Raw genomic sequence first — 22,386 nt, forward strand, 5'->3', positions numbered from 1 at the left:
GAACAAGGTCGGTTTCTTTTTCAGGGAATGCTTCGAGCATGATGCCTTGCCAATGTTTAAAAAAACGTTATTAACTATGTGAACCTGAGGATAATGTGAGCACAGTATTGATGTTTATCTGTTTCGTTAAGCTAACCGGCAGGTAAAAGTGGGTTAGTCTTTAGGGAGTGGGTTGTGTAATCAAGCTTATGCGCGCTTTTCATTGTTAAAAAATGACCGACTCATTCTTTAATATAGGGCGTAATCCCTCTTGAATATAGGTTCTCCACTAACTTGAAAAATTTTTCTGACGATAAATCCTTTTGACGCTGGAGCCAAAGACGAAATAAAGAAAGGGAAGTTGTCAGGTAAAACTCAATTAAGTATGGCGTTAAGGCATGGTTTTGTGGAACGTTAAATTCCAATTGGTCCAAAGTGATTTCTTTTTTTAGACGTTTTAAAAAACGTGCACTTCCATAATCACCCAAAAGGGCATTAAGAACCAGGAGATGTTCTCTTTTGTCCAAACAATAGAGCGTATCTTGAACCGTATGCATCGATAGCTCTTTATTCGCCAATTCTTTTTTAATGTCATTTAACAACTCATTTTCAACAGAGTCTAGCAATTCATAAATGTCAGGAAAGTATTGATAAAAGGTGCTACGGTTATATCCTGACTTATTCGCAATTTCCTGAACTGAAATTTTCTCAATTGGTTTTTGGCTGTATAACTCACAAAAAACTTCAACAAATGTTTGTCTTGTTTTCTCCGTTATTTGGGGTTGCTTTTTCATGTTTTCCTCCTACTAGCGAATAAGAATATCATCCGACAAATCATAAAAAACTGATGGTTGATCAATGTATAATGAAAATTTATAATCACATCATACAACATGTTGTCGGATAATCAAAAGAAATGTTAATAAGTAGGAGTGTTTTTAATGTCAACAAAACAAGATCGAATTCTAATTTTTGGTGCAGGTGTCATCGGGAGCATGTACGCAATTAAGCTTATTGAAGCAGGTTTTGACGTTACCCTGTTTGCACGTTCTAATAAATATAAATCATTAAGAGAAAATGGCCTGCGATATGAGGGAAAAGGTACAGTTAGATCGATACAAGTGAATGTCATCGATACGCTCGAAAATGATGATATATACGATTTCATTTTCGTTACCGTTCGTTATGATCGGTCCGAATCAGCATTGTTAGCGCTAAAAGATAATCAAAGCAAAAATGTAGTTACGATGACTAGTAATTCAATGGGATTTTCTTCGTGGCTGGATATCGTGGGGGATAGACTTTTACCAGCTTTTCCTGGCTTCGGCGGACAGATTAAAGATGGAGTATTGCATGCTCGATTTCTACCAAAGATTATAGCGGCAACAGCATTTGGAGAAATTAATGGTGTAGTGACAGAACGCATAGAAAACCTCGCAAAAATATTTAAAACAGCAAAGTTTCCTTACGTTATTAAAAAGGATATGCAGTCGTATCTAATCACACATTCCGTATCAGACATTGCCATGCTGAGCGTTTTACAATCCGAGAATAAGATAATTGACAAAAAAACAGCCAGAACCAGAAGGACGGCACGCAAAATAACAGTCACTTTAAAAGCGTATCTGAGGGCAATACAAAAAGCTGGCGTTTTAATTGATCCACCAATGCTTAAAATGGTGCTTAATTTTCCAAACTTAATTTTGGATCTTTTCTTTATGACATGGCTACGAACGAATATGGTTAGGGATATGATGTTGCCGGATTATGCGAATAATGCTAACAATGAGATTGTTCTGCTTAGTAACGATTTAATGAAATTTTTAAATCCAAATGATATCAAACCGGAAATCATTCACTAAACTCACAGGAAATTATAATTCAAAAGTCGAACAAGAGCAGCTAATCAATGATCGGCTGCTTTTGTTCAACTATTGTGCAGGTTAGTTTAGTGATAAGATGACATACCCCATACGTAGAAAAGCTCAAAATCTAAATTATCCCGTTGAATCGCGTAGTTAAGTTGAAATTTGCGGTTCATCTACAGGCTGTCGTCCACTTACCACAAGCATAATTACAGCAACAATGATAAGTATAAAGCAGAAGATAAATGAGTATCGGTAACCCACAATGCTGGCTACTCCACCACCAACAAGACTACCAATCAGCCTGCCGATTGTGGATGAATTCGAATAGAGTGTGGAAGCATATCCCGGCATACTAGGCAGCAGGTCCTGAATGTAGCTAATTCCAATCGCAGAAATGACGGCGACAAAAACAGCGAGCAAAATTTGTGCTGCAAGCATTTGCCACATCGCGTTCGAAATAAGGATAACGAAATAATAAGCTCCTCCGAAAATAGCCCCGCAAAACACCAAGATTCGGTTACTATACTTTGCACTAAGTAGACCGAGTACAATCATAAAAGGAATTTCCAGCGCAGCACATATACTGCTGACTAAACCGACATGACTTGTCGTTCCCCCAAGATTATTTGTAATAAAGAGAGCCGTGTTTATGCTGCTCATCCAATGAGCCGTGTACATGAGTACCAGAATTAGAAAAGGAATTAAAATATCTCGGTTTTGAGCCAGTCGGAAACTTTTTATATTCGCTTCAGCATTACTGCTCTTCATTTCTGTGTTTGATTTGAGAAACAGGAAAACAAGCAGAGCAACGAGTAGGAAAGCTCCGATCGTACCCAAAAAAATCCCCTTAAATCCAATAGCAGCGAGTAATAAAGTGCCGATTAAAGGACCTGTAATAAAGCCGAGAGAGAAAGCAGAACGCAAGGTAGAATTAGCAAACGCACGCTCAGTAAAATTACTCTTTATCACTGCTTCTCTAGAAATAGCGAACAACTGGGGCATCCCTGGTGCACCAAGGGCAGTAAACACAGTCATGTAAATGAACAAAATCGGAAAATCTTGAATGAACAAGTATCCACTAAAGGCCAGGACATTAGAGAGAGTAGAGAAAAGATAAACGCTTTTCCGATTCAAGCCGAGGTCAGAACGTCTCCCGATTAGCGTACTGATCCATATTCCTGCAATTAGTGTAACGGCTAGATAAAGACCAAACATTCCAATAGATACTCCAAGCTGTTCCGTGAAATAAATAGATAAAAAGGGGGTACTGAGCGAAATGCCCATTCCCTGTAATGCCATACACATAAAGAGTAAAGCATACGAAGGAATGGAAAATAGGCTAATGAATCGATTGATCATAGTGTGAAATTACTCCTCAGAATTTTTTGTTGTGTAATCACCTTACATGACCTTGCTTAAACTCGTCTAATTGTATTTTACTGGTAAATTCTTTACATTCACTTTGGGAAGCTTAAACGCTCATATTCATGGCTGGATAGAATCAATCGTACATCTTTATTATGTACTAAATGACAACACAAACAATATAACATTCGTGTCAAATGCTTGCCTAAACCTACTATAGACTCGTGTGAGTGTACAGTAAAGTAAAGGCAGTTTCCCGGAAAAATGAGATTCCCTTTTCACTATCAACAGGTTGTTTTTAAGGAAATACATAGTCATTTTTAAGACAGTACATGTTGAACATGATCCAAGGCCTCATTCTGCTGTAAACTATGCTTGAAGCCACCAAAAATCCCTTTACAAGATAGGGGATGAACGTTAAAGTTAACGCAATTAAAGACAGGCGATAGATTTAAAAAGATGAGATGAGCACCAAAGGAAGGATGCCCATGATAAAAAAGTTGAGGTTTCAAAACAAATAGATGTTGAGTTACAAATGCAATTGCCCAAATCTCTGAAAAGATTGCCGGTTTTTTTGTGTTTAAACAGGGTAAAATGAGAAGGAAAAGGCAACGTAAACGGCAATAGGTACAAGTGTCGAGGGACAAGAACATGGTCCCATTGAAGTCGCTATTTTAACGGCTTTTTTATTTTATCGGTACAAGTTCTTGTCCCAAGCCAAGGACAAGAACTTGTACCGATTGCCGGAATTGACAAGAACATAGTCCGATTGCCGATTAGATATATATCTAAACATTGATCACATGCACTTAAAACTTCATTAAGTACCATAACACATAAAAATGTTCATATTGTTATGGACAACTGAATCAAAGAGAGGTTAAACATGGTTGGATGGGTATTAAAAAAGCGAATATCAGACTGAAACTAGCTGTTGAGGACAAGAACATGTTCCTATTTCCGGTTAGACACATAACTAATCGTCATCTTGCCCTTCAATTCATTAAACTAACGGGCATGTTAGCATAATAAATTATCTTCATTTAGTGAAAACTACCCTTAAAAATCTGGGGATGAGGGTTTCAGAAATGAAAAGATTTATGGGATCATTGCTAACAGTCATCATTTTCTTGATGGTAATCCAGCCCATTTGCGCAAAGCCAAATGATGAACCATTGAAACGGCTTGTACTTACTTTGTTAGCTCCAAAAATACAGGAACAGATTAACCACTACTACAAAAATAAATTAACTGTATCACCTACGTTTACGCCTTTTTTGGATGGAACTGATGTAGACGTTAAATATCATTCTTCACATATTGATGTTCAGGTTAAAACTATCCCGTACGTAGGACCTCATTTGAATGTTGGACTCGACTCAATGAGGTTTAGTATAGATAACTCGGGATCAATAGTGGTTCTTGAGTATAAGCACATTAGGGATTATGACTTGCCTCCTAACTGGCAAGAAATTATTAAATCTCATTGAACTAATGAAGAAACTATAGCTCAATAAAGCCCCTTGTTACGATGGGCTTTTATTGAGCTTACCAATGGCATTTGGCTAGGAAAATATCAGGGTGCTTCTTTTACTTTCTTTTGTACAAACATCTATCTTGTGTTTTTTGGAGAGTATTTTATATGGATCATATGTTCAAGAGTGCTTTTTACCTCAGGCCAGTCGTTATCTGTAATGCTATAAAAAACATTGTCATGAAATCTACCTTGAGTATCCCGCCTATGCTTCCTAAATATGCCTTCTTTAGTTGCCCCAATCCGTTCTATCGCTCGCTGTGACCTTATGTTATAGCCGCTGATGGAAAATTGCACGCGGACTAGCGCTAATTGTTCGAAGCAATAATTTAACAGTAAAAACTTACATTCCGTATTTACACCTGTACGCCAGTAAGTTGGTGTTAGCCATGTCCAGCCGATTTCCGCATTTTGATTGACCATATCAATATCTCCGATTCTTGTGGTTCCAATAATTTTTTCCGACATGAGTTCGACGATGACGAAAGGGAGTTGGGTGCCATGAAGCTGGTTTTGTATGGCTTGTTCGATTAAATGCTTAATATCATCATATGTTGCATTTTTTCTCCAAGTAAATTCCCATATGTTTGGATTCATCAGTGTTTCAAGTAAATCTTCTTTATGTTTAGATTCTAGGGGTAAGAGTTTTATTGTCTTGCCTATTAAAGTAACATTTTGATTCATGTCATTTACACCTCCGATTCCGTTGTGATTCATTATCTTAACGTGGTGGGATTAGTATATATTTATTGGTATCGACGTTGAATGCATTAACCGTTGAATTATTGTACTTTCATGCATCACAAATTCCCTACAGGTGTTCTATTAAGTTAACTAACGAGCAGGATAGTTTAGTGAAGGGGGAGGATAAATTCAGATAGAATTCAATAACAAAACCAAGGTAACTTAATAAATTTTAGTTACAAAGGGAAGATCAATGTTGAAACGAATGCCTTTTGAACGTCCAACGGAGCATTATGACGAACGAATTTATAAAATTGACGAACAAACTTTGTGAAATGTTAAAACTTCGGAAGCAGCTTTCAAATAACAATCCTGGTTTCCCGCCATTTGAATATATCTCTAAATGGGCTGAAACTTTTGAACTTTACGAGGATTTTCTGAAAATCGTTTTTGGAACATTGAGAAGTGAAGAGCATTATAAACCAATGGTTGGTCCATCGGACTTTAGAAAACATGTACCCGTACTAATGTCAGTCGAAGAAGGGAACTTCTTTTATACTTTAAATTCAATAAGGCAATATAGTAATGCAAGTGTAGTGACTTTTAATATTGATTGGGATGAGGTTGAGGTACCCTCAATTCAAAATGGAGAAGAAAACGTAGAAATGTTAGCTTAAAGCATCCTCGTGATCAACTGCGGTTTACAACTAGTGGATGATAATAGGGATCGTTGCAGAAATGCTGACGATCCTTTTTATATACCTTTAGGGACGGTAGAGAACGAAGAAATTATATTAGAGTGATAATGCCTCATTAAGCCAACGGGCAGGTTGGTTCAATCATGCTGGCAGTATCTTTTAGAAATTCACAAAGGCAGGAAAGTGTAGGAATTGTGTGGAATAAATATACAAATTCATCTTATTTGGAGGTTGTAAAATGGCGTTCCCGACACATATTGTATCTGCAGGCGGAATTGTAGAAGATGGAACTGGAAATATCCTTTTAGTAAAAGCTCATGACGATGGTTGGGTGTATCCTGGTGGGATAACTGAAGTAGGAGAAAACCTGATTGATGGCGTCATTCGTGAAATCAAAGAGGAAAGTGGAATAGACGCCATGGTTAGCCATTTGATTAGTGTTGTTTCGAATACAACAAGCCATAAGTGGTATGACGGTGTGACTGATGTCCCTACGAAGGTCATGTTTGATTTTGTGTGTAAAGCTGTGGGGGGAGAGTTAGCTACTTCTAATGAAACGAGCGAATGTAGGTGGGTACCAAAGGAAAATGTTCTGGATTTGATTACTTTACCTGGAATCCGCATGCGTTATGAAGCTTATTTGAACTTTAACGGATCTGTGAATTATATGGAGTATGTCACTGCGTCAACGACAGAATTTGATGTCAAGCTTCAAAGGAGTGTTTAGTTGTACGAGGGATAGTGTATTGAACTAACGGGGAACGGATAGCTCAATAAAATTAAATGAACAAAAAACAGCCGATAACGTGACTGGCTGTTTTTTGTTCATTTAATTAGCACTATAAGTTGAAGTTTAGGGAGTACAATGAATGGGTCCGAGATAAACAAGGTTCGTTTGCCTGGGAGAAACAGAGGGCAGGTGTTATATCCAACACTGAGCAAAAGACGCATTCTTACTATGCACGATTCGGGCTAAAGAGGAGCCTGCAGTTATCGATGTCCACTACATTTTGGTTGAATCCTGTAAGGGCGCGCTTTGGCCGTTGGCTTTTCATTCATAATTTTTCTTCATAGGAATTTCGAAGCTCCAGTCTCCGATGAGCAGATCCTGCTGAGGCGGGGCATCGTTCAGGACTAACTGCCGGGATACGGGTGGTTCATGCGGGAGGGACGTTAATCTCGCAGGAGATGGCGAGTAAAATGATCAAAAGTATGAATACGGTATCCGCTATTAAAAATAATGAATATGGGCTTAGTAGCCGTGAAATTGAAGTATTACATAAGCTGGCTTCTGGCCTTGGGTAATCAAGAAATTGCAGAGGCTTTGTATCTTAGTGAAGGAACGGTTAAGAATTATATTTCAGCGATCTACTCAAAACTCAATGTAAAGGGAGGACAAGCGGCGGCCCGCAAAGCCAGAGACTCGGGAATCATGAATAACTAAGATAAACACCCCTAAGAAGCCGGCAACTTATATAGTTGCCGGCTTCTTAGGGGTATAGTCACATGACTTTATCATGACAAAAGCGCACTGTCACTTTATGACTTTTTCAGCCTATACTCATAACTATCATCAATCTATAAAGGGGCTGACTCAAGACATGAAGAAAAGATCTGCACACAAAGAACATTCGCAGATGGATGAAAAATTAAGCAAATGGAATTTGTTTTGGCACTTTCCAATCATCTGGATGATAGCGGGGACCATCGGTATAATTCTTGTGGATGCGCTCATCCGGCCGCTAGTAGAGCAAGCACCGGGCTTGGTTTCTCTTCTGTTGACATTAACGTTGGGCTTTCTGGCAATCATGGTCTATATGCTCATCATGAAATATTTGGCTCGTCGGTCCATTCCTGAATTATCAAGAAAGGGCGCAGGAGTTGAAGCTGTTATGGGAGCACTCACCGGGCTTATCTTTATTGCCCTATCTACTATTATTATTGTTTTATTGGGAGGTTACACCTTTCAATGGGCAAATGATGCGGACACGGTTACTGTTCTAATCGTTTCTATTGAAGCAGCATTAGGCGCAGCCATTGTCGAGGAACTTATCTTTCGTGGACTAGTGTTTCAAGCCATAAATAAATTGCTGGGAACTTGGACCGGGCTCGCTGTCACTTCTCTATTCTTTGGAATAGCCCATCTTGGGAATACAGGATCAACATTATGGAGCGCGTTCGCCTTATCATTAGAAGCGGGTCTTCTACTCGGAGCCGCTTATTTATGGAGACGAAATCTGTGGTTTGTTATGGGGCTACATTTTTCCTGGAATGCACTTGAAGGTTTGCTTGGCATTCCTGTTTCTGGACACAGTTCAGCCGGTCTGTTTATTGTGAAAGTGCATGGTCCTTCACTTCTCACTGGAGGTGATTTTGGACTGGAGGGGTCTGTGGTTCCGGTTATCATCAGTCTTCTGATTTCCATTCCTATGCTGTATGGCGCTATTCGCAATCGCAATCTGCCACCGAATTTCACATAAGCCATGTACAGAATTTATTAAAATCTACAACACAATTTATATCTTAAATATGCTTCATAAAGCGAAATGAGAGCTAGGTTGTAGACAGAATATGTCCTGAAACCTTTGATGACCTCGTTGTTTCAGACTAATAAGGGAGACTTTTCCTTTATCATAGTTTCCCTCACCCGCTTAATGCGGGTATTTTTTTAGTTACCAAGTAAGGTATCCACTTCTAGATAGTAACAAAAGAAACGGTAACTACCGGATTCCGAATATCCGTATATAAAAAATACTTTTGCACTTAAACTGTATCCTTCTCCTCATGTTGGGGAAAATAAAGTCTCCTCACTACGAGGTACATGTATTTGATAAAGTTAATTTTGACAATCGTTTTAGCGCTCGGGTTAACTTCGCTAATTAAAACCCCAGCTTCAGGCGAAGAAACTCTGTCAGTATCACATACAACGCAATGCTCGTTAATCCAGCAGGCATTGATAATTGAATTAAATCCTCAAATAATGAGTGCTCTTCGTCAAAAGTACCGCGACAATTTTTTGTACGCGAACGTCCACGTGTTACCAATCCAAGGTTCGGATAATGTAGAGGCTGATTTTATTTTAGAAATGACAGTGATGAAAGGAGAGTGGCCAGAAACAGTTCAAATAACGTTTCGACGAGATGGTCTTAATGGCTATAAGGTAGATGATATTAATGTGATTACTACTTTGAACCAAGACTAGGCTAACGGGAAACGATAGCTCAATAAAACCAATAAAGCAGCTGACCAACGTGATCGGCTGCTTTGTTCAACTAACGCGCAGGTTAGTTGAATGATGAGCTGTTAAACATTTGAATAGAGCTTTTTTTGACATGACAGTGGTTTGGTAGTAATGGGGTTCCACAGCCCGACTGAGAATGAGATTCGGACCCAACGTAATTGTGTCGAGGGACAAAAACTGTACCGATTGCCGGAATGGACAAGAACATACTCCGATTGCCGATTAGATGGATATCTAAAAAGTTATAAGTGGAACTATTGTGGCGGGATAAAGCACGTTAATAAAAGATTGACCGTTTGAAAACGTGTTGTTGTACCAAGACCAGATTTTTTCTGGCTAAGGCAAGAGCTCTTTACATGAGGAAGGATTAAGTACATGGTACCAATGTTGATTAGGATATTTAACTGTTTCATTAAGCTAACGGGCAGGTTAACGTGGAGACATATTTCTCATGAATTCCAGTTTATAGTAATATAGAGTTATATTTATGAAAAAAGTTTTTTCGTAAAGAATGGAAGAATTTAAACAGTACATATGGAGGTAATTAAGTTTGAATACCCACTACTACTTCAGTTGGTTTAATCATTTTTTTCCAGAGAAGCTGGTCCAATGTTTGGATGAGGATATTAAAGACAGAAAATCACTGGTACTGATTAGCGCTAATCCGTCTATTGATCAAGATGAGCAAGTTAACGTTGCTGATACTTCTGAATGGACATGGTTGAATCAGGCTAACATTGTTTTTGATGAATATCATTTCATTGATTACCGCATGCAGAAGGAAGATGCCCAGCGATTCATTCAAAACGCTTCAGTCATTTTTCTATGCGGCGGCTATCCGGTTTTGCAGAAAGACTTTTTAATGGATTATGAATTATCGGATGTGATTAAGAACAGCAATGCCGTTATACTGGGTGCTAGTGCTGGCTCGTTAAACATGGCTGCCCAATGGTTAAGCTTGAACGATACTGGCAATGAAGTTGAAACAACTACGATTTATGATGGTATTGGCTTTGATCAATTTGCCTATGAATCTCACTCTCAACGTGACTACGCTACGTTTGTTCAAGGCTACCTGTTCCTTTTGTCTGAAGAGATTGATGTGTATGCGGCAGAACAGGAAAGCGCTATACGTGTAAAGGACGGCAAAATAGAAATATTGGGCCCTGTATATTTAATTTCCCACTCAAAGATTCAGAAATTGGTTGAGACGCTCTAATTAAGGTGATCAGCTACTTTGTTCAACTAACGGGCAGGTTAGCGTAGCCGTACAATAAAAAATTAGCATTATGGGAGAAGGAGTAGCAGTATATTTCTGGAATATATTATTATTGGGAATTACTGAGATGGGATGTATATAAGATGGACAAGCATTACGAAAACCTTCTGTTAGCTTTTGAAGAAGCAGAAAAGGCTAGAGATGAAGGTACTTTTCCTATCGGTGCAATTATTGTTGATGCAGATGGCTCAGTTGTAAGCCGAGGTAGGAACAGAGTTTTTTCAAGCTGTAATTCTACAGCTCACGCCGAAGTGGACGCTATAAGAAAAGCCGGAAATGTGATACTTCATCTTGAGAGCAAGAAATTTATTCCTAAGAACGAACTGACCTTATATACTACCTGTGAGCCTTGTCCCATGTGCACAGGTACAATCGTGTTGTCTTTGATTAAAAAAGTGGTTTGGGCTGCAAATGATAAGGATATAGGTGCATTTAAAAAATTCCAGGAATTAAATAGCGAATTACCTATTTATAATGATCTGTTCCACGACATCGAGTTTGTTGCAGCCCCTTACAGAGATTTAGAATTGAGACAAAGAAAAATGTTAGCAGATTGGAACAACAGCCGTGGGTATACCGATAATCATTGGAATGATGAATTAGTAAATGAAACTGTTCAATAATAAATGAAACTTTGCACCTGATGTATTAAGCTGATGGGAAACGATAGCTCAACAAAACCAACAAAGCAGCTGACCAACGTGATCAGCTGCTTTTGTTAAACTAACGGGCAACCAGGAATCGAGGCTTTCTAGGCCCCCTAGTCCTTTCTCAAATTGGTCTCTCGGGTGACATCAAATGCCTAAACATAAGTCCCATCTTTAAGAGCAGCAGATGATCGGTATTCTTCAAATCCAGATTCAGCAGCCCTGAAATTTTCTCCAGCCTGTACAGCACCGTGTTGCGATGGATAAATAGCTCGCGTGCGGTCTCATTCACTTGGCCGTTGTGGGCGAAATACGCTTCAAGCGTGTGCATCATCTCGCTGGCGTATTCCTCGTCCTTATCCAGCAGTGGACGGAATAAATAAGAGCAATACCTGACCATAACCTCCTGTGGAATATGCTTGAAGAGATAAATAAACTCCAGGTCAGCAAACATGACAACCGGTTCGCTTAAACCAAGCTCCGTACTGATTCTCTCAGCCTCTCCGCACTCCCGGAAGCCGTCGATGAACTCCTCCATGCCCGTTCTCACTTTACTGATATAACATGTCCTTGCTCCTGCTCCGTGGTCCCATGAATGCATCAAATCTGCATACAAACGTGCCGAATTCTCATACTTCCTTCGATCCTTGGCCTCTTCATCTGGAAGAGGTAAGAGTGAATATATGCGGTTCATCACATAAAAATGATGGGATTCCAAGAAGGTCATTTTGGGATGGTCCTGAAGCTTATTCTGAATCTCCCTCAGTTTGCGTCGCTGGCTCTCGTGGTCCCATGCATCAGCTCTTGTGGAAGATACCATGCATACGTAGGGAGTGCTCCAAAATGTGCTTCCCAACGCTTCCGCAAATTCGAGCACCGTTTTCAGAGAAGCGTTCCCCTTTAGGTAACGTTCCATGGCTGTGCCAAGACGACTACCTGCCGCAGTAGCCTCCTGATTCTGGATGACCTCCAGATGATAGGAAAGAATAACGGCAGCTTGGTGAAAAATGCCCTCCATTTCATGTGCTTCCAGCAGATTTTCAGTTTGTATCAGCAAGTAACCGTATGACTTTCCGTTTTTCAGCAGGGGGACCCGATACAACAGATTGTTGGCCGACTTATAAAACCGATTGTCCAGATTCCAGGGCCAGTCGCTTAACAGCTCCATTTCGGAACAGCGTGTCATGTTATACAAGGTCTGTCCCTCAGAGGTAACGATGGCTAAAGGAACCCCTAAAATGCTTGTGATACTTTGAAAATAATTGGTGTACTCATCCGCCTGCATCGCAAAATCAACAAGCTTCTTCTGCGTTTCAAGCAATTCATTCAGCCGGCGGGTATCGCGTTGGAACTCGGATTGGTAGAGAGCGGTGATCTGCTCGGAGAAGGTGAATTCAAAAGGCAGCTCAATTAGGGGCAAGCCCAGCCGATCGGCTTCCAGCAGGGCTATCTCTGGTATTTCCGCCCAGTATCGACCAAGCTTGATGCCCAGCCCGGAGGCCCCACGTTCATTCAGCTTTTGCAGCAAATTAACAAATTCCTCGGGTGAATCCCTAATCGCATAAGCTGTAGTCAACAATAGTTCCCCTTCTTTCATCCAGTTGATCACATCCGGCGCATCCATCAAGTTGATGGAGCTAATCGTTCGAGAAATTCCTTGTTTACCGGCTGCCAACTTCCCTTCCGATAACGGGTACACCGCCAACGCATCTTCTATAGTTAAATGCATGTCAATCCATCCTCCTAAACGATACATATCTGAATCAGGTACCGGACACAACGTAACTTTTTAAGCAATTATATAGGTTCTTGTCGAATTTCTGCAATCATTTTTGTGATGTATATGTTATATAAGTTGACTCTATATATGAGTTTTACTGTTTTTGAACCAATGTAAAGCGTATACCGTTAGATAAAAAAACAAAATCGTGTGAGGAATATTTACACGCTTATTTTTTGGCTTTATGATAGGACCAACTTCAAAGAGAAGAGGGGATTCAGATGCAGCTTACCCAAAATCAACAGACAGCGGCCCAAAAGGACAGCCGTTCCATGCTTGTAATCGATGATGTCGGCAAAATCTACCCCAATGGCACTGTAGCTGTGCAGCATGCGAATCTGCATGTGGGGGAAGGGGAATTTCTGTGTTTTGTCGGCCCTTCCGGTTGCGGGAAATCTACCATCTTTAATATGATTGCCGGTTTGACGGAACCGACCTCCGGTCACCTGACAGTGCTGGGTACCACGCCAAAGGAAGCACGTAAACAGAATGAGATTGCCTTTGTATTTCAGGAGCATACCCTGCTACCATGGGCCAAGCTAATTGATAATGTCACCATGCCTCTTACTTTGCGTGGCGTATCTAGGAAGGAGCGTGTTACCGAAGGGGAGCGGGTTCTTGAGCTGGTAGGCCTGAAGGATTATATGAAGGTGCTGCCCCGTGAGTTGTCAGGCGGAATGAAGATGAGGGTATCTATTGCACGAGCGTTGATATCCCGTCCAAAGTTGCTGTTAATGGACGAACCGTTTGGCGCCCTTGATGAAATTACAAGGCAGACGCTACAGAATGAACTGCTAAATATTTGGGAACAGGACAAAAAGATGTCGGTTCTGTTCATTACGCATAACGTGTTTGAAAGTGTGTTCCTATCGACGAAAGTCGTGGTGATGACGCCTCGTCCCGGTAAAATTTCGGATTTCATCGATATTCCTTTTGCTTATCCGAGGGATGATGAATTCCGGACCCAGCCTGAATTCGGTGAATATGTGCGTAGCGTGTCCAATGTACTGAAACATTGATAGCCAGAAATGAGAGGAGAGGGAAGCAACATGGAAGAGATGGTAGCTAATCCAGCCGTTGAAACGACAGCAGGTATCCGAACTTCTAGAAAGGGAAATGTCCGCAGTCACTATCCGGCAGGAGAAAATCAAGTCATGGGCCTGTTGAAGAAAATACTGCCGCCAATAGTCGTGTTTGTCCTGTTTATCGGCGGATGGGAACTGATCGTGCGAATGCTCGGAATGCCTCCGTATATCTTGCCCAAGCCATCCGATATTGCCACAGCCGCTGCTGAGAACTTCACGAATCTGATTACGTCGGTAAGCACAACCATTGTAGAGGCGTTGATCGGTTTTACGATCAGTGTAGTGCTCGGTATTTCATTGGCCATTTTGCTGGCCCTGTCCAAAACAGTGGAAAAAAGTGTATATCCATATGCTATTATCTTGCAAACTATACCGGTCGTTGCGGTAGCGCCAATCATTGTGATCTGGTTCGGAGCGGGAATAAATGCCATTGTGATCATCTCATTCTTAATTAGCTTTTTCCCGATTTTATCGAATACGCTGATCGGATTGAACTCAACGGATCAGAACATGAAGAATTTATTCTATTTGTATAATGCAAGCAAGCTGCAAACCATTTGGAGGCTGAGATTTCCGGCGGCACTCCCGTACATTATGGCAGGGCTAAAAATTTCATGTTCCAGTTCGGTTGTCGGAGCGATCGTGGGTGAATACATTGCAGGCATTGGTGGCGGACAAGGCGGACTCGGTTACGGGATTACCGTTGCGGCAACCCGCCTGCAAACTCCTTATCTGTTCGCCTGCGGTTTAGCGGCATCCGCCCTAGGAATCGCATTTTTCCTGATCATCAACATGGTGTCGAACAAACTTTTGAAGTCCTGGCATGAATCAGCAATGAAATGATACCAGAACCGGGGGAGAGATCCAACATGTCCAAACATCATATGAACTTTCGTTACAAGAAATGGCTGCTGTCGGCTACTTCTTTGATCATGCTGCTTCTGAGCGCATGCTCCAATTCCTCCGCTCTAGAATCCTCCGCCCCCGCGATAGGGGAAGCCGGTACAGATTTGAAGCAGGTGAAACTAATCGAGGGCTGGTACGCCAAAGGGGAAGATGGAGGCTATTTTGCGGCATTGCAGCAGAACTATTATAAGGACAAAGGGATCGACATGACGATTCAGCCGGGAGGGCCCGAGGTGTCAACCATGCAGCTTGTCGCTGCAGGCAAAGCTGAATTCGGCATATCTTATGCGGATGAAATTTTAAAGGCGCGGGAACAAGGAATCCCTGTTGTAGGTATCCTTGCCGGCTTTCAAAGCACACCGCAGGTTCTTATGTACCACAAGGGGGAGAACATTCAGGATTTCACAGACCTGAACGGCAAAACTGTATATATCGGTACAGCCGTGCCTTACTGGGAATATATCAAGAGCCAATACAAGCTGACAGATGTAAAAGAAATGAAGTATAACGGCCAGCTTGTCAATTTTATCAATGATCCCACTTCGCTCAATCAGGGTTACATCACGAATGAGCCTTACGCGCTTTCTCAGCAGGGGGTTGAGGTAGACTATCTGAAAATCGCCGATTCCGGTTATGCGAACTATGCAGACGTTCTTTTTACAACTGAAGATTACCTCAAAGAGCACCCTGATGTCGTTAAAGCTGTGGTGCAGGCAAGTCAGAAAGGCTGGAGCTATTATCTAGACAACTATGAAAAGGTAAACCCGTTTATTCAAACCTACAATCCCGATATGACGGTAGAAGCAATGAATTACGAGGCAGTGCAGGAAAAACCATTTATTCTTAACAAGGATTCCGAGGCAAATGGTATTGGTTACATGACAAAGGAACGCTGGAGCACCCTGCAGGATCAGATGATCAAAGGCGGAGGATTAACGAAAGCACTAGATGTTACCCAGGCGTTTACAACCGAGTATCTGATGAAGCCATAAACCTGGACCAAAAGTATTTGATGCCTCAAATCAGAAATTTCAGAAAAATGAGGGGACTTTATATGTTCAAACTTGGAAATCGAAAGAGCTATTGGCAAGTGTCCGAAACGCTGGTGGATCTAAGGCGAACGCAAAAGTACGGCAAGTCAGTAACCCTCCCTGCACAGCCGCAGGAAGTCATATTTGATCTCGAGCATACGGCAGCTATTGTCATCGATATGCAGAATGATTTCTGTACACCGGGTGGATGGCTGGATTCCATTGGGGTCGATACCTCGCCGCTCCTAAACCCGGTCAGCCGGCTGAACCGACTGATGCCCGAGCTGCGCAAAGCGGGAGTGCCTGTAATATGGGTGAACTGGGGCAACCGGGAAGACCGAATGAACGTGCCGCCATCCGTACTCCATGTGTACAATTTGGATGGACGGGGCAACGGCATCGGGGACCCGCTGCCGGGGAACGGCTCCAAGGTGCTGGAGAAAGGCAGTTGGGGAACGGCAATTGTCGATGGCTTGGATTCATCCCCCGATGATATCTATGTGGATAAATACCGCATGAGTGGGTTTTGGGATACACCACTGGACAGTATCCTGCGTAACCTCAATATTCAAACGGTGTTGTTTGCCGGGGTAAATCTCGATCAGTGTGTCATGCATACCCTGCAGGACGCAGCTTGTCTCGGATATGACGGCATACTTCTGGAGGATTGCTCGGCAACAAGCTCCCCAGATTTCTGCAAAGAAGCGACATTGTACAATATCAAGCAATGTTATGGCTTCGTTACGGATTCCACCTGGTTGGTAGAAGAGCTGAACGGGGCAGCGACCCCTATAGAGAGAAACACATCGGAAGAGCTGGCATCGCTAGAAGGCTGAGCGGAAGGATGGGATGACGCAATGAAGGACCAATGGAACGCCATTGTCAACCAGATGGTAGTTGAACCGACAGGACAGGGTAGGCTGAACGGACTCAGCTTTATGGTCAAGGATGTGTTTGCCGTACGTGACATTACAAATGGCGCGGGTAATCCATGTTGGCTCCAGACGCATGGGCCGGCGACGGAACACGCGGAAACGCTCAACCTGCTATTGCAGCAAGGAGCTCGAATAACGGGGATGACGCATACGGATGAGCTGATGTTCAGCTTGAATGGTGAAAATGTTCATTATGGAACACCAGTGAATCCAAGGGCACCCGATCGTATCCCTGGCGGTTCATCTAGCGGATCGGCGGTTGCTGTCGCCGCTGGGCTTGCTGACTTTTCCCTTGGAACGGATACGGGAGGATCGGTACGTGTGCCATCTTCGTACTGTGGAATTTATGGAATGCGTCCATCGCATGGCATTGTCTCCGAGAAAGGCGTTATCCCACTCGCTCCCAGCTTCGACACCGTTGGCTGGATGGCACGCGATCTCGAGACGCTGTGCCGGGTAGGTGAAGTGCTTTTACCGCAGACAGACTCGGGTACAGGCTTTAGCCGGGTGCTCATCGGTGAGGATGCGTGGGAGCTGGCTGACACTGAGAGCAAAGAGGCGCTTACCCCTTACCTGAAGTTGCTGAGCGGCCTGGCTGCGAGCCATGAAACTATTCGCATCGCCCCGCAGGGTCTGCCTGAATGGATGACCATGTTCAGGACGATCCAGGGCTATGAAATATGGCAGGAGCACAGGGCGTGGATTGAACGTGAGCAGCCGACCTTCGGACCAGATACAGCCGGGCGATTCTCCTGGGCAAGCACCGTTGAACGTGCCGATCATGAGAAGGCAACCAAACGCCGAATTGAGGTATGCAAGCACATGGCTGACCTGCTCAGAACAGATACGGTGCTTGTGATTCCGACGACGACTGGAGCGGCCCCGAAGCTGGGATTGGGAGGGCCTTTAATTGAAGAACGAAGAGTAAAAACGATGCGATTAACCTGCATTGCCGGTTTGTCGGGTCTGCCGCAGCTTACGATCCCCGCTGCCGAGGTACTGGGCTGCCCGGTCGGTATTTCCCTTATCGCTGGCCAGGGACAGGATCAACGTCTGCTGGAATGGGCCACATCCCTTTTTCCAGCGGTAAATTCAGCAGTAAAAGGATAAGAGCATCATTCGATAAATAAGGACATTAAGCTACGCGGAAAGAACATCAAAGCCACAGGAGAAAGGGTGTCAGTTATGTTTCAGCGATATGTAGGAACAGCATGGGAGGAGCGCTTTTTGCCCCGTCTGACCAGCAAACAGGTCAAAGAACTGCCGAAGGATAAGGCGCTGGTTATTCTGCCGGTCGGAGCTGTGGAGCAGCATGGACCCCATCTGCCTGTATATACGGACACTCTGATTGGGGAAGCGACATTAACACAAACGCTGGAGCGCGTGCGGGCAGATAAGGAAATTTGGCTACTGCCACCGGTCTCGTATGGTAAAAGCAATGAACATATAGGTCTTCCGGGCACCATTTCCTTATCTGCGAGCACACTGCATGCCATAATGCTGGACATTGCAGAAAGTCTGAAGGCCAGTGGTTTTCGCAAGTTGCTGTTGTTTAATACCCATGGCGGCAATGTAGATTTGCTGAATACCGTATCACGAGAAATACGGATTAGAACGGGGATGATGGTTTTCTATCTCAGTCCCAGCAGTCTGAATGTGGCGGAGGATCTCCTGTCTTCCGAGGAGCTGGAATACGGTATTCATGGTGGCGATTATGAGACCTCTCTCGTGATGTCCATTAAACCGGACTGGGTGAAGAAGGAATTCCTCGTCAAAGAGCTTCCTGATATGTCCTCTTACCGCTTTCTTACATTAGAAGGGAAAATTCGCTTCGCCTGGAAGATGGCTGATATTTCCGCTACTGGCATTGCTGGTGATGCTACGACGGCCACACCTGAGAAAGGCAGGATTATTCAGGATAGAATCTCAACGATTTTGTCGGAGGCGCTTGAGGAACTGTGTGATTTTGAAATCACCGATGTCCGCGGGTCTGAACCGGTTCAGCAGCCAGCAGGAAGCACCTCATGAAGCTCGTCAGTCTGAAACACGGCGATGGTGAACAGGCAGCGATTGAACATGGGGAACGATTCTTTCTTCTGGAGGAGATTAACAGGGTGGAAGGAAGCACATGGGGAACCTCCATAATGGAAATCTTGCAGCAAGGCCAGCTAGATGAGCTTGTCCAGTGGTATCAGAATTACGGGGATAGAACATGTTCATCGATCCCTTTTATACCTTCGGAGGGGGCCATACCTGCTCCTCTCTTCCGCCACCCTCGTAAGATCTGGGGAATTGGCATGAATTATGTGCAAAAAGCGATCGATCTCGCATCCACTCCTCCAGAGCGTGAGCCGGTCTGCTTCATGAAGCCGGACTCAAGCCTGATCGGGCCGGAAGAGTATATCCAGCTGACGGCTCAGGATGTGAATGTGACATCAGAAGCAGAGCTTGGCATTATCATCGGCCGAAGCTGTAAAAATGTGCCGGAAGAACGTGCGCAGGAGGTTATTGCCGGTTTCGCCGCAACACTGGATATGACAAACCAGGACATTCACGCACGGAACCCCAGATTCCTGCAGCGATCCAAGGTGTCCGATACATTTTTCAGTCTTGGACCCCAACTAATAACACCTGATGAAATAAGCGATCTGCAGAGTCTCGTCGTTGAAACTGTGTTGAATGATAAGGTTATTCATAGCAATATGGTGTCTCGCATGATTTATCATCCATGGTTCATTGTCTCGTATTTTTCACAGATGATGACTCTGCATCCGGGCGATGTGATCATGACAGGCACACCCGGGTCCGTCCAGATTCAGCAAGGAGATGTCGCCGAGTGTAGAATCAGTGGCTTTATGACGCTTCGAAATCCGGTAGGGGAAGTAGAATAAATCATCAGTAATTTTCCTTGGGGAGTGGTAATGAGATGAACAAGTACAGACAAAAGGGAACTGTAGTTTTACTGGCAGCAATGTTTTCCTTATCCACATTGCTGGCGGCCTGCGGGAATCAGCCAACTGCTCAGAATGCCGCTGCTACGGGGGAAAGCGAGAAACTCACGGCAATTACACAGGTGACGAACTGGTTTGCACAAGCGGAGCACGGGGGTCTTTATGCGGCAAAGGAACAAGGATATTACAATGAGGCTGGTCTCGATATGACCATCCAGGCAGGTGGGCCGCAGGTGTCTCCAACACAGATCGTGGCTTCCGGCAAGGCGCAGTTCGGACTTGCTACAGCGGATCAATTGCTGGTCGCTCGTGAAGAAGGAATCCCCCTTGTAGCGATTGCGACGATATTCCAGAAAAGCCCGCAGGGACTTATGGTTCATGCCAACCAGAACATGTCCTCCCTGGCCGATTTGAACAACCGCTCTGTATATGTGGGGACAGGCTCGGTGTTCTGGGATTTTGTGAAGAGTAAATACCAATTGGGCAACGTGAAGGAACTGGCATATACCGGTTCTCTGGCTCCTTTTGTAGCCGATGAAACGGTTGCGATTCAAGGCTATGTGACCAGTGAGCCGTACGAGATGAAGCAGCAGAATGTGGACGTTAATTTCCTGCTACTGGCGGATGCTGGTTATAACCCGTATTCCAATGTGCTGTTCACCACGGAGCAGTATATACAGGATCATCCTGATATTGTGCGTGGTTATGTCGAGGCTTCGATGAAGGGCTGGGATTATTACAAGACCAATTATGATACCGTGAATGACGTCATTTTAAAGGAAAACCCTGATTTTACGAAAGAAAAGCTGAACTATGCCGCTGAAACGCTTATCCCGTTCGTATACGAAGGTGATGCGGCGGAACACGGTGTTGGTTACATGACAGAGGAACGCTGGGCGGAGCTCGGAAAGCAGCTAAAGGAGATTGGGGCATTGAAAGAGGAGCCTGATGTCAGCAAAGTATTTACGGATGAGTTCTTGCCGAATTCCTAAGAGATTCCTTTAGGAGATCAGTTTTACAACATACGGGAGGGGAACCGAATGAATGAACATTGGATAGCCGTATTGAAAGAACGCATGGATCCGGAATTGCTGCAGTGGGAGGAGGCGGCGCTTGCCAAATATTCGATGGATTATCATCACTTCTCTCCTGTGCTGGCCAGTCAGCTGCAGGGTAAGGTCGCCGATTGCATCGCCAGTCCGCGCACTGAGGAAGAGCTTGACGATCTGCTCTCCATTGCAGCAGAGCTGGGAGTTCCGCTGACCATCAGGGGGAACGGCACCGGCAACTACGGTCAATGCGTTCCGGTCACAGGCGGAATCGTCCTGAATCTGGCCAAATACAACAAGGTGCTCGAAATGGGAGAAGGCACTATGCGGATCCAGGCCGGGGCTAGACTCGGCAAAATGGAATCCACTGCCCGCAAGGCAGGTTATGAGCTGCGTACGATGCCTTCCACCTTTCAATCAGCGACGATCGGCGGTTTTTTATGCGGCGGTTTTGGCGGTATCGGTTCGATCAGCTGGGGGACGATCTGGGATGGGCTGGTACGTTCTCTAAAAATCAAGACCGTTGAGGTTCATCCCCGTACCATTGAGCTCCAGGGGGACGAAGTGCTGCCTTACCTGCATACTTACGGTACAATCGGCATTTTATCCGAAGTGGAAATCAATCTGGCTCCCCGGGTGGAATGGATGCAGTGGGCAGTAACCTTTGACAGGTTTGAACAGGCTTTTCGCTTCGGGCAGTCGGTTGCTGAGGACACTTCCTTGGTGAAAAGGCTAATCTCCATTCATGAATGGCCGGTTCCGTCCTATTTTCTTCCGCTTGATCTCCCCGCTGGTCGTGCTGTTGTATTGCTTGAAGTGGATACAGCCAACGAATCCCAACTTGAACGTATCCTATCGGAATATGAAGGTCATATGGTTATGAAGGTCTCTGCCGAGCAGTATCACAAAGGTGTAGGGGTCTCCGATTTCACATGGAATCATACGACTTTGTGGGCGCGCAAGGCAGACCCCGGCTTAACCTACCTGCAGCTGAATTTTGATCCATCCTGTGCCCTTGAGCAAATCTCATCTATGAAAAAGGAATATCCGGAAGTGATGAATCATATCGAATTTGCCCGGCAAAACGGAAATTTGCTGATCTCTGGCCTGCCACTGGTTCCCTTCACAACGGAGGAAAACCTGAATCAGTTGATGGAACTTTACGAGGAAAATCGGGTTATAGTCAATAATCCACATACTTGGGATTTGAAGGAAGGCGGGCGATCATACGCCCATGATCGTTTGTGGGAAATCAAACATCGTAACGATCCGAAGGGAATTTTGAATCAGGAGAAATTAAAGCGTTCGGCTGTTAGCGGTGTCTGATCAACGGGTGACGGAAGAATGGCGCAAC

Annotated in this window: 22 protein-coding genes; 18 read left to right on the plus strand and 4 right to left on the minus strand. The window is 43.8% G+C overall.

The features are described from left to right. Positions 1–221 precede the first annotated feature (221 nt). Positions 222–773, minus strand: a complete 552-nt coding sequence (locus tag FS628_RS10460) for a TetR/AcrR family transcriptional regulator (RefSeq protein ID WP_145321689.1) — start codon at positions 771–773, stop codon at positions 222–224. A 147-nt stretch (positions 774–920) separates the two neighbouring features. On the opposite strand from FS628_RS10460, the gene FS628_RS10465 reads away from it, so the two are divergent. Continuing rightward, complete coding sequence (locus FS628_RS10465) at positions 921–1,841, plus strand: ketopantoate reductase family protein (RefSeq protein ID WP_145321691.1); 921 nt, start codon at positions 921–923, stop codon at positions 1,839–1,841. Positions 1,842–1,997: 156 nt separating this feature from the next. Here FS628_RS10465 and FS628_RS10470 read toward each other — a convergent pair whose 3' ends face one another. Continuing rightward, complete coding sequence (locus FS628_RS10470) at positions 1,998–3,206, minus strand: sugar efflux transporter (protein ID WP_145321693.1); 1,209 nt, start codon at positions 3,204–3,206, stop codon at positions 1,998–2,000. A gap of 1,094 nt (positions 3,207–4,300) precedes the next feature. On the opposite strand from FS628_RS10470, the gene FS628_RS10475 reads away from it, so the two are divergent. Then, on the plus strand, positions 4,301–4,702 hold the full coding sequence (locus tag FS628_RS10475; protein ID WP_145321695.1) for a DUF3888 domain-containing protein: 402 nt from the start codon (positions 4,301–4,303) through the stop codon (positions 4,700–4,702). A 122-nt stretch (positions 4,703–4,824) separates the two neighbouring features. On the opposite strand, the gene FS628_RS10480 is transcribed toward FS628_RS10475, so the two are convergent. Beyond that, positions 4,825–5,430, minus strand: a complete 606-nt coding sequence (locus FS628_RS10480; protein WP_145321697.1) for a GNAT family N-acetyltransferase — start codon at positions 5,428–5,430, stop codon at positions 4,825–4,827. A 293-nt stretch (positions 5,431–5,723) separates the two neighbouring features. On the opposite strand from FS628_RS10480, the gene FS628_RS10485 reads away from it, so the two are divergent. The 7 genes from FS628_RS10485 to FS628_RS10515 all read left to right on the plus strand — a co-directional run bounded on the left by FS628_RS10485 (position 5,724) and on the right by FS628_RS10515 (position 11,271). Continuing rightward, on the plus strand, positions 5,724–6,107 hold the full coding sequence (locus tag FS628_RS10485) for a hypothetical protein (RefSeq protein ID WP_222125220.1): 384 nt from the start codon (positions 5,724–5,726) through the stop codon (positions 6,105–6,107). 259 nt (positions 6,108–6,366) lie between these two features. Continuing rightward, positions 6,367–6,855, plus strand: coding sequence for an NUDIX hydrolase (locus tag FS628_RS10490; RefSeq protein WP_145321699.1), 489 nt, complete (start codon positions 6,367–6,369; stop codon positions 6,853–6,855). Between the two features lie 513 nt (positions 6,856–7,368). Beyond that, positions 7,369–7,572: a response regulator transcription factor gene (locus FS628_RS10495; protein WP_260870999.1), complete on the plus strand. Its 204-nt coding sequence runs from the start codon at positions 7,369–7,371 to the stop codon at positions 7,570–7,572. A gap of 157 nt (positions 7,573–7,729) precedes the next feature. After that, positions 7,730–8,608, plus strand: a complete 879-nt coding sequence (locus tag FS628_RS10500) for a CPBP family intramembrane glutamic endopeptidase (protein WP_145321701.1) — start codon at positions 7,730–7,732, stop codon at positions 8,606–8,608. Positions 8,609–8,955: 347 nt separating this feature from the next. Beyond that, positions 8,956–9,330 carry a hypothetical protein gene (locus tag FS628_RS10505; RefSeq protein WP_145321703.1) on the plus strand — a complete coding sequence of 125 codons (375 nt, stop codon included), beginning with the start codon at positions 8,956–8,958 and terminating at the stop codon, positions 9,328–9,330. A gap of 589 nt (positions 9,331–9,919) precedes the next feature. Continuing rightward, positions 9,920–10,588 carry a Type 1 glutamine amidotransferase-like domain-containing protein gene (locus tag FS628_RS10510; RefSeq protein ID WP_145321704.1) on the plus strand — a complete coding sequence of 223 codons (669 nt, stop codon included), beginning with the start codon at positions 9,920–9,922 and terminating at the stop codon, positions 10,586–10,588. 143 nt (positions 10,589–10,731) lie between these two features. Further along, positions 10,732–11,271 (plus strand): nucleoside deaminase, encoded by a 540-nt coding sequence (locus FS628_RS10515; RefSeq protein WP_145321706.1) that lies wholly within the window; start codon positions 10,732–10,734, stop codon positions 11,269–11,271. Positions 11,272–11,419: 148 nt separating this feature from the next. Here FS628_RS10515 and FS628_RS10520 read toward each other — a convergent pair whose 3' ends face one another. Next, positions 11,420–13,024 carry a PucR family transcriptional regulator gene (locus tag FS628_RS10520; protein WP_186327789.1) on the minus strand — a complete coding sequence of 535 codons (1,605 nt, stop codon included), beginning with the start codon at positions 13,022–13,024 and terminating at the stop codon, positions 11,420–11,422. 272 nt (positions 13,025–13,296) lie between these two features. Between FS628_RS10520 and FS628_RS10525 the strand changes: the two genes are divergently transcribed. The 9 genes from FS628_RS10525 (at position 13,297) to FS628_RS10565 (ending at position 22,358) form a co-directional block, all read left to right on the plus strand. Further along, positions 13,297–14,094, plus strand: a complete 798-nt coding sequence (locus FS628_RS10525; protein ID WP_145321710.1) for an ABC transporter ATP-binding protein — start codon at positions 13,297–13,299, stop codon at positions 14,092–14,094. Between the two features lie 30 nt (positions 14,095–14,124). After that, positions 14,125–15,003: an ABC transporter permease gene (locus FS628_RS10530; protein WP_145321712.1), complete on the plus strand. Its 879-nt coding sequence runs from the start codon at positions 14,125–14,127 to the stop codon at positions 15,001–15,003. 26 nt (positions 15,004–15,029) lie between these two features. Then, entirely contained in the window at positions 15,030–16,058 is a 1,029-nt protein-coding gene (locus FS628_RS10535) for an ABC transporter substrate-binding protein (RefSeq protein ID WP_145321714.1), read from the plus strand. Between the two features lie 62 nt (positions 16,059–16,120). Next, on the plus strand, positions 16,121–16,933 hold the full coding sequence (locus tag FS628_RS10540; RefSeq protein ID WP_145321715.1) for a cysteine hydrolase family protein: 813 nt from the start codon (positions 16,121–16,123) through the stop codon (positions 16,931–16,933). Positions 16,934–16,954: 21 nt separating this feature from the next. Further along, entirely contained in the window at positions 16,955–18,142 is a 1,188-nt protein-coding gene (locus FS628_RS10545; RefSeq protein WP_145321717.1) for an amidase, read from the plus strand. Positions 18,143–18,217: 75 nt separating this feature from the next. Then, positions 18,218–19,060, plus strand: a complete 843-nt coding sequence (locus tag FS628_RS10550) for a creatininase family protein (RefSeq protein ID WP_186327855.1) — start codon at positions 18,218–18,220, stop codon at positions 19,058–19,060. Continuing rightward, the gene (locus FS628_RS10555) at positions 19,057–19,923 is read left to right on the plus strand and encodes a fumarylacetoacetate hydrolase family protein (RefSeq protein WP_145321721.1); all 867 of its coding nucleotides are present in this window, start codon (positions 19,057–19,059) and stop codon (positions 19,921–19,923) included. The genes FS628_RS10550 and FS628_RS10555 overlap by 4 nt, the downstream gene beginning before the upstream one ends. A gap of 35 nt (positions 19,924–19,958) precedes the next feature. Beyond that, positions 19,959–20,975 (plus strand): ABC transporter substrate-binding protein, encoded by a 1,017-nt coding sequence (locus FS628_RS10560; protein ID WP_145321723.1) that lies wholly within the window; start codon positions 19,959–19,961, stop codon positions 20,973–20,975. A 48-nt stretch (positions 20,976–21,023) separates the two neighbouring features. Further along, complete coding sequence (locus FS628_RS10565) at positions 21,024–22,358, plus strand: FAD-binding oxidoreductase (RefSeq protein ID WP_145321724.1); 1,335 nt, start codon at positions 21,024–21,026, stop codon at positions 22,356–22,358. Positions 22,359–22,386: the final 28 nt, after the last annotated feature.

It is taken from the genome of Paenibacillus xylanexedens, from assembly GCF_007676705.1.
In the GTDB taxonomy this organism is placed as follows: Bacteria; Bacillota; Bacilli; order Paenibacillales; family Paenibacillaceae; genus Paenibacillus; species Paenibacillus xylanexedens_C.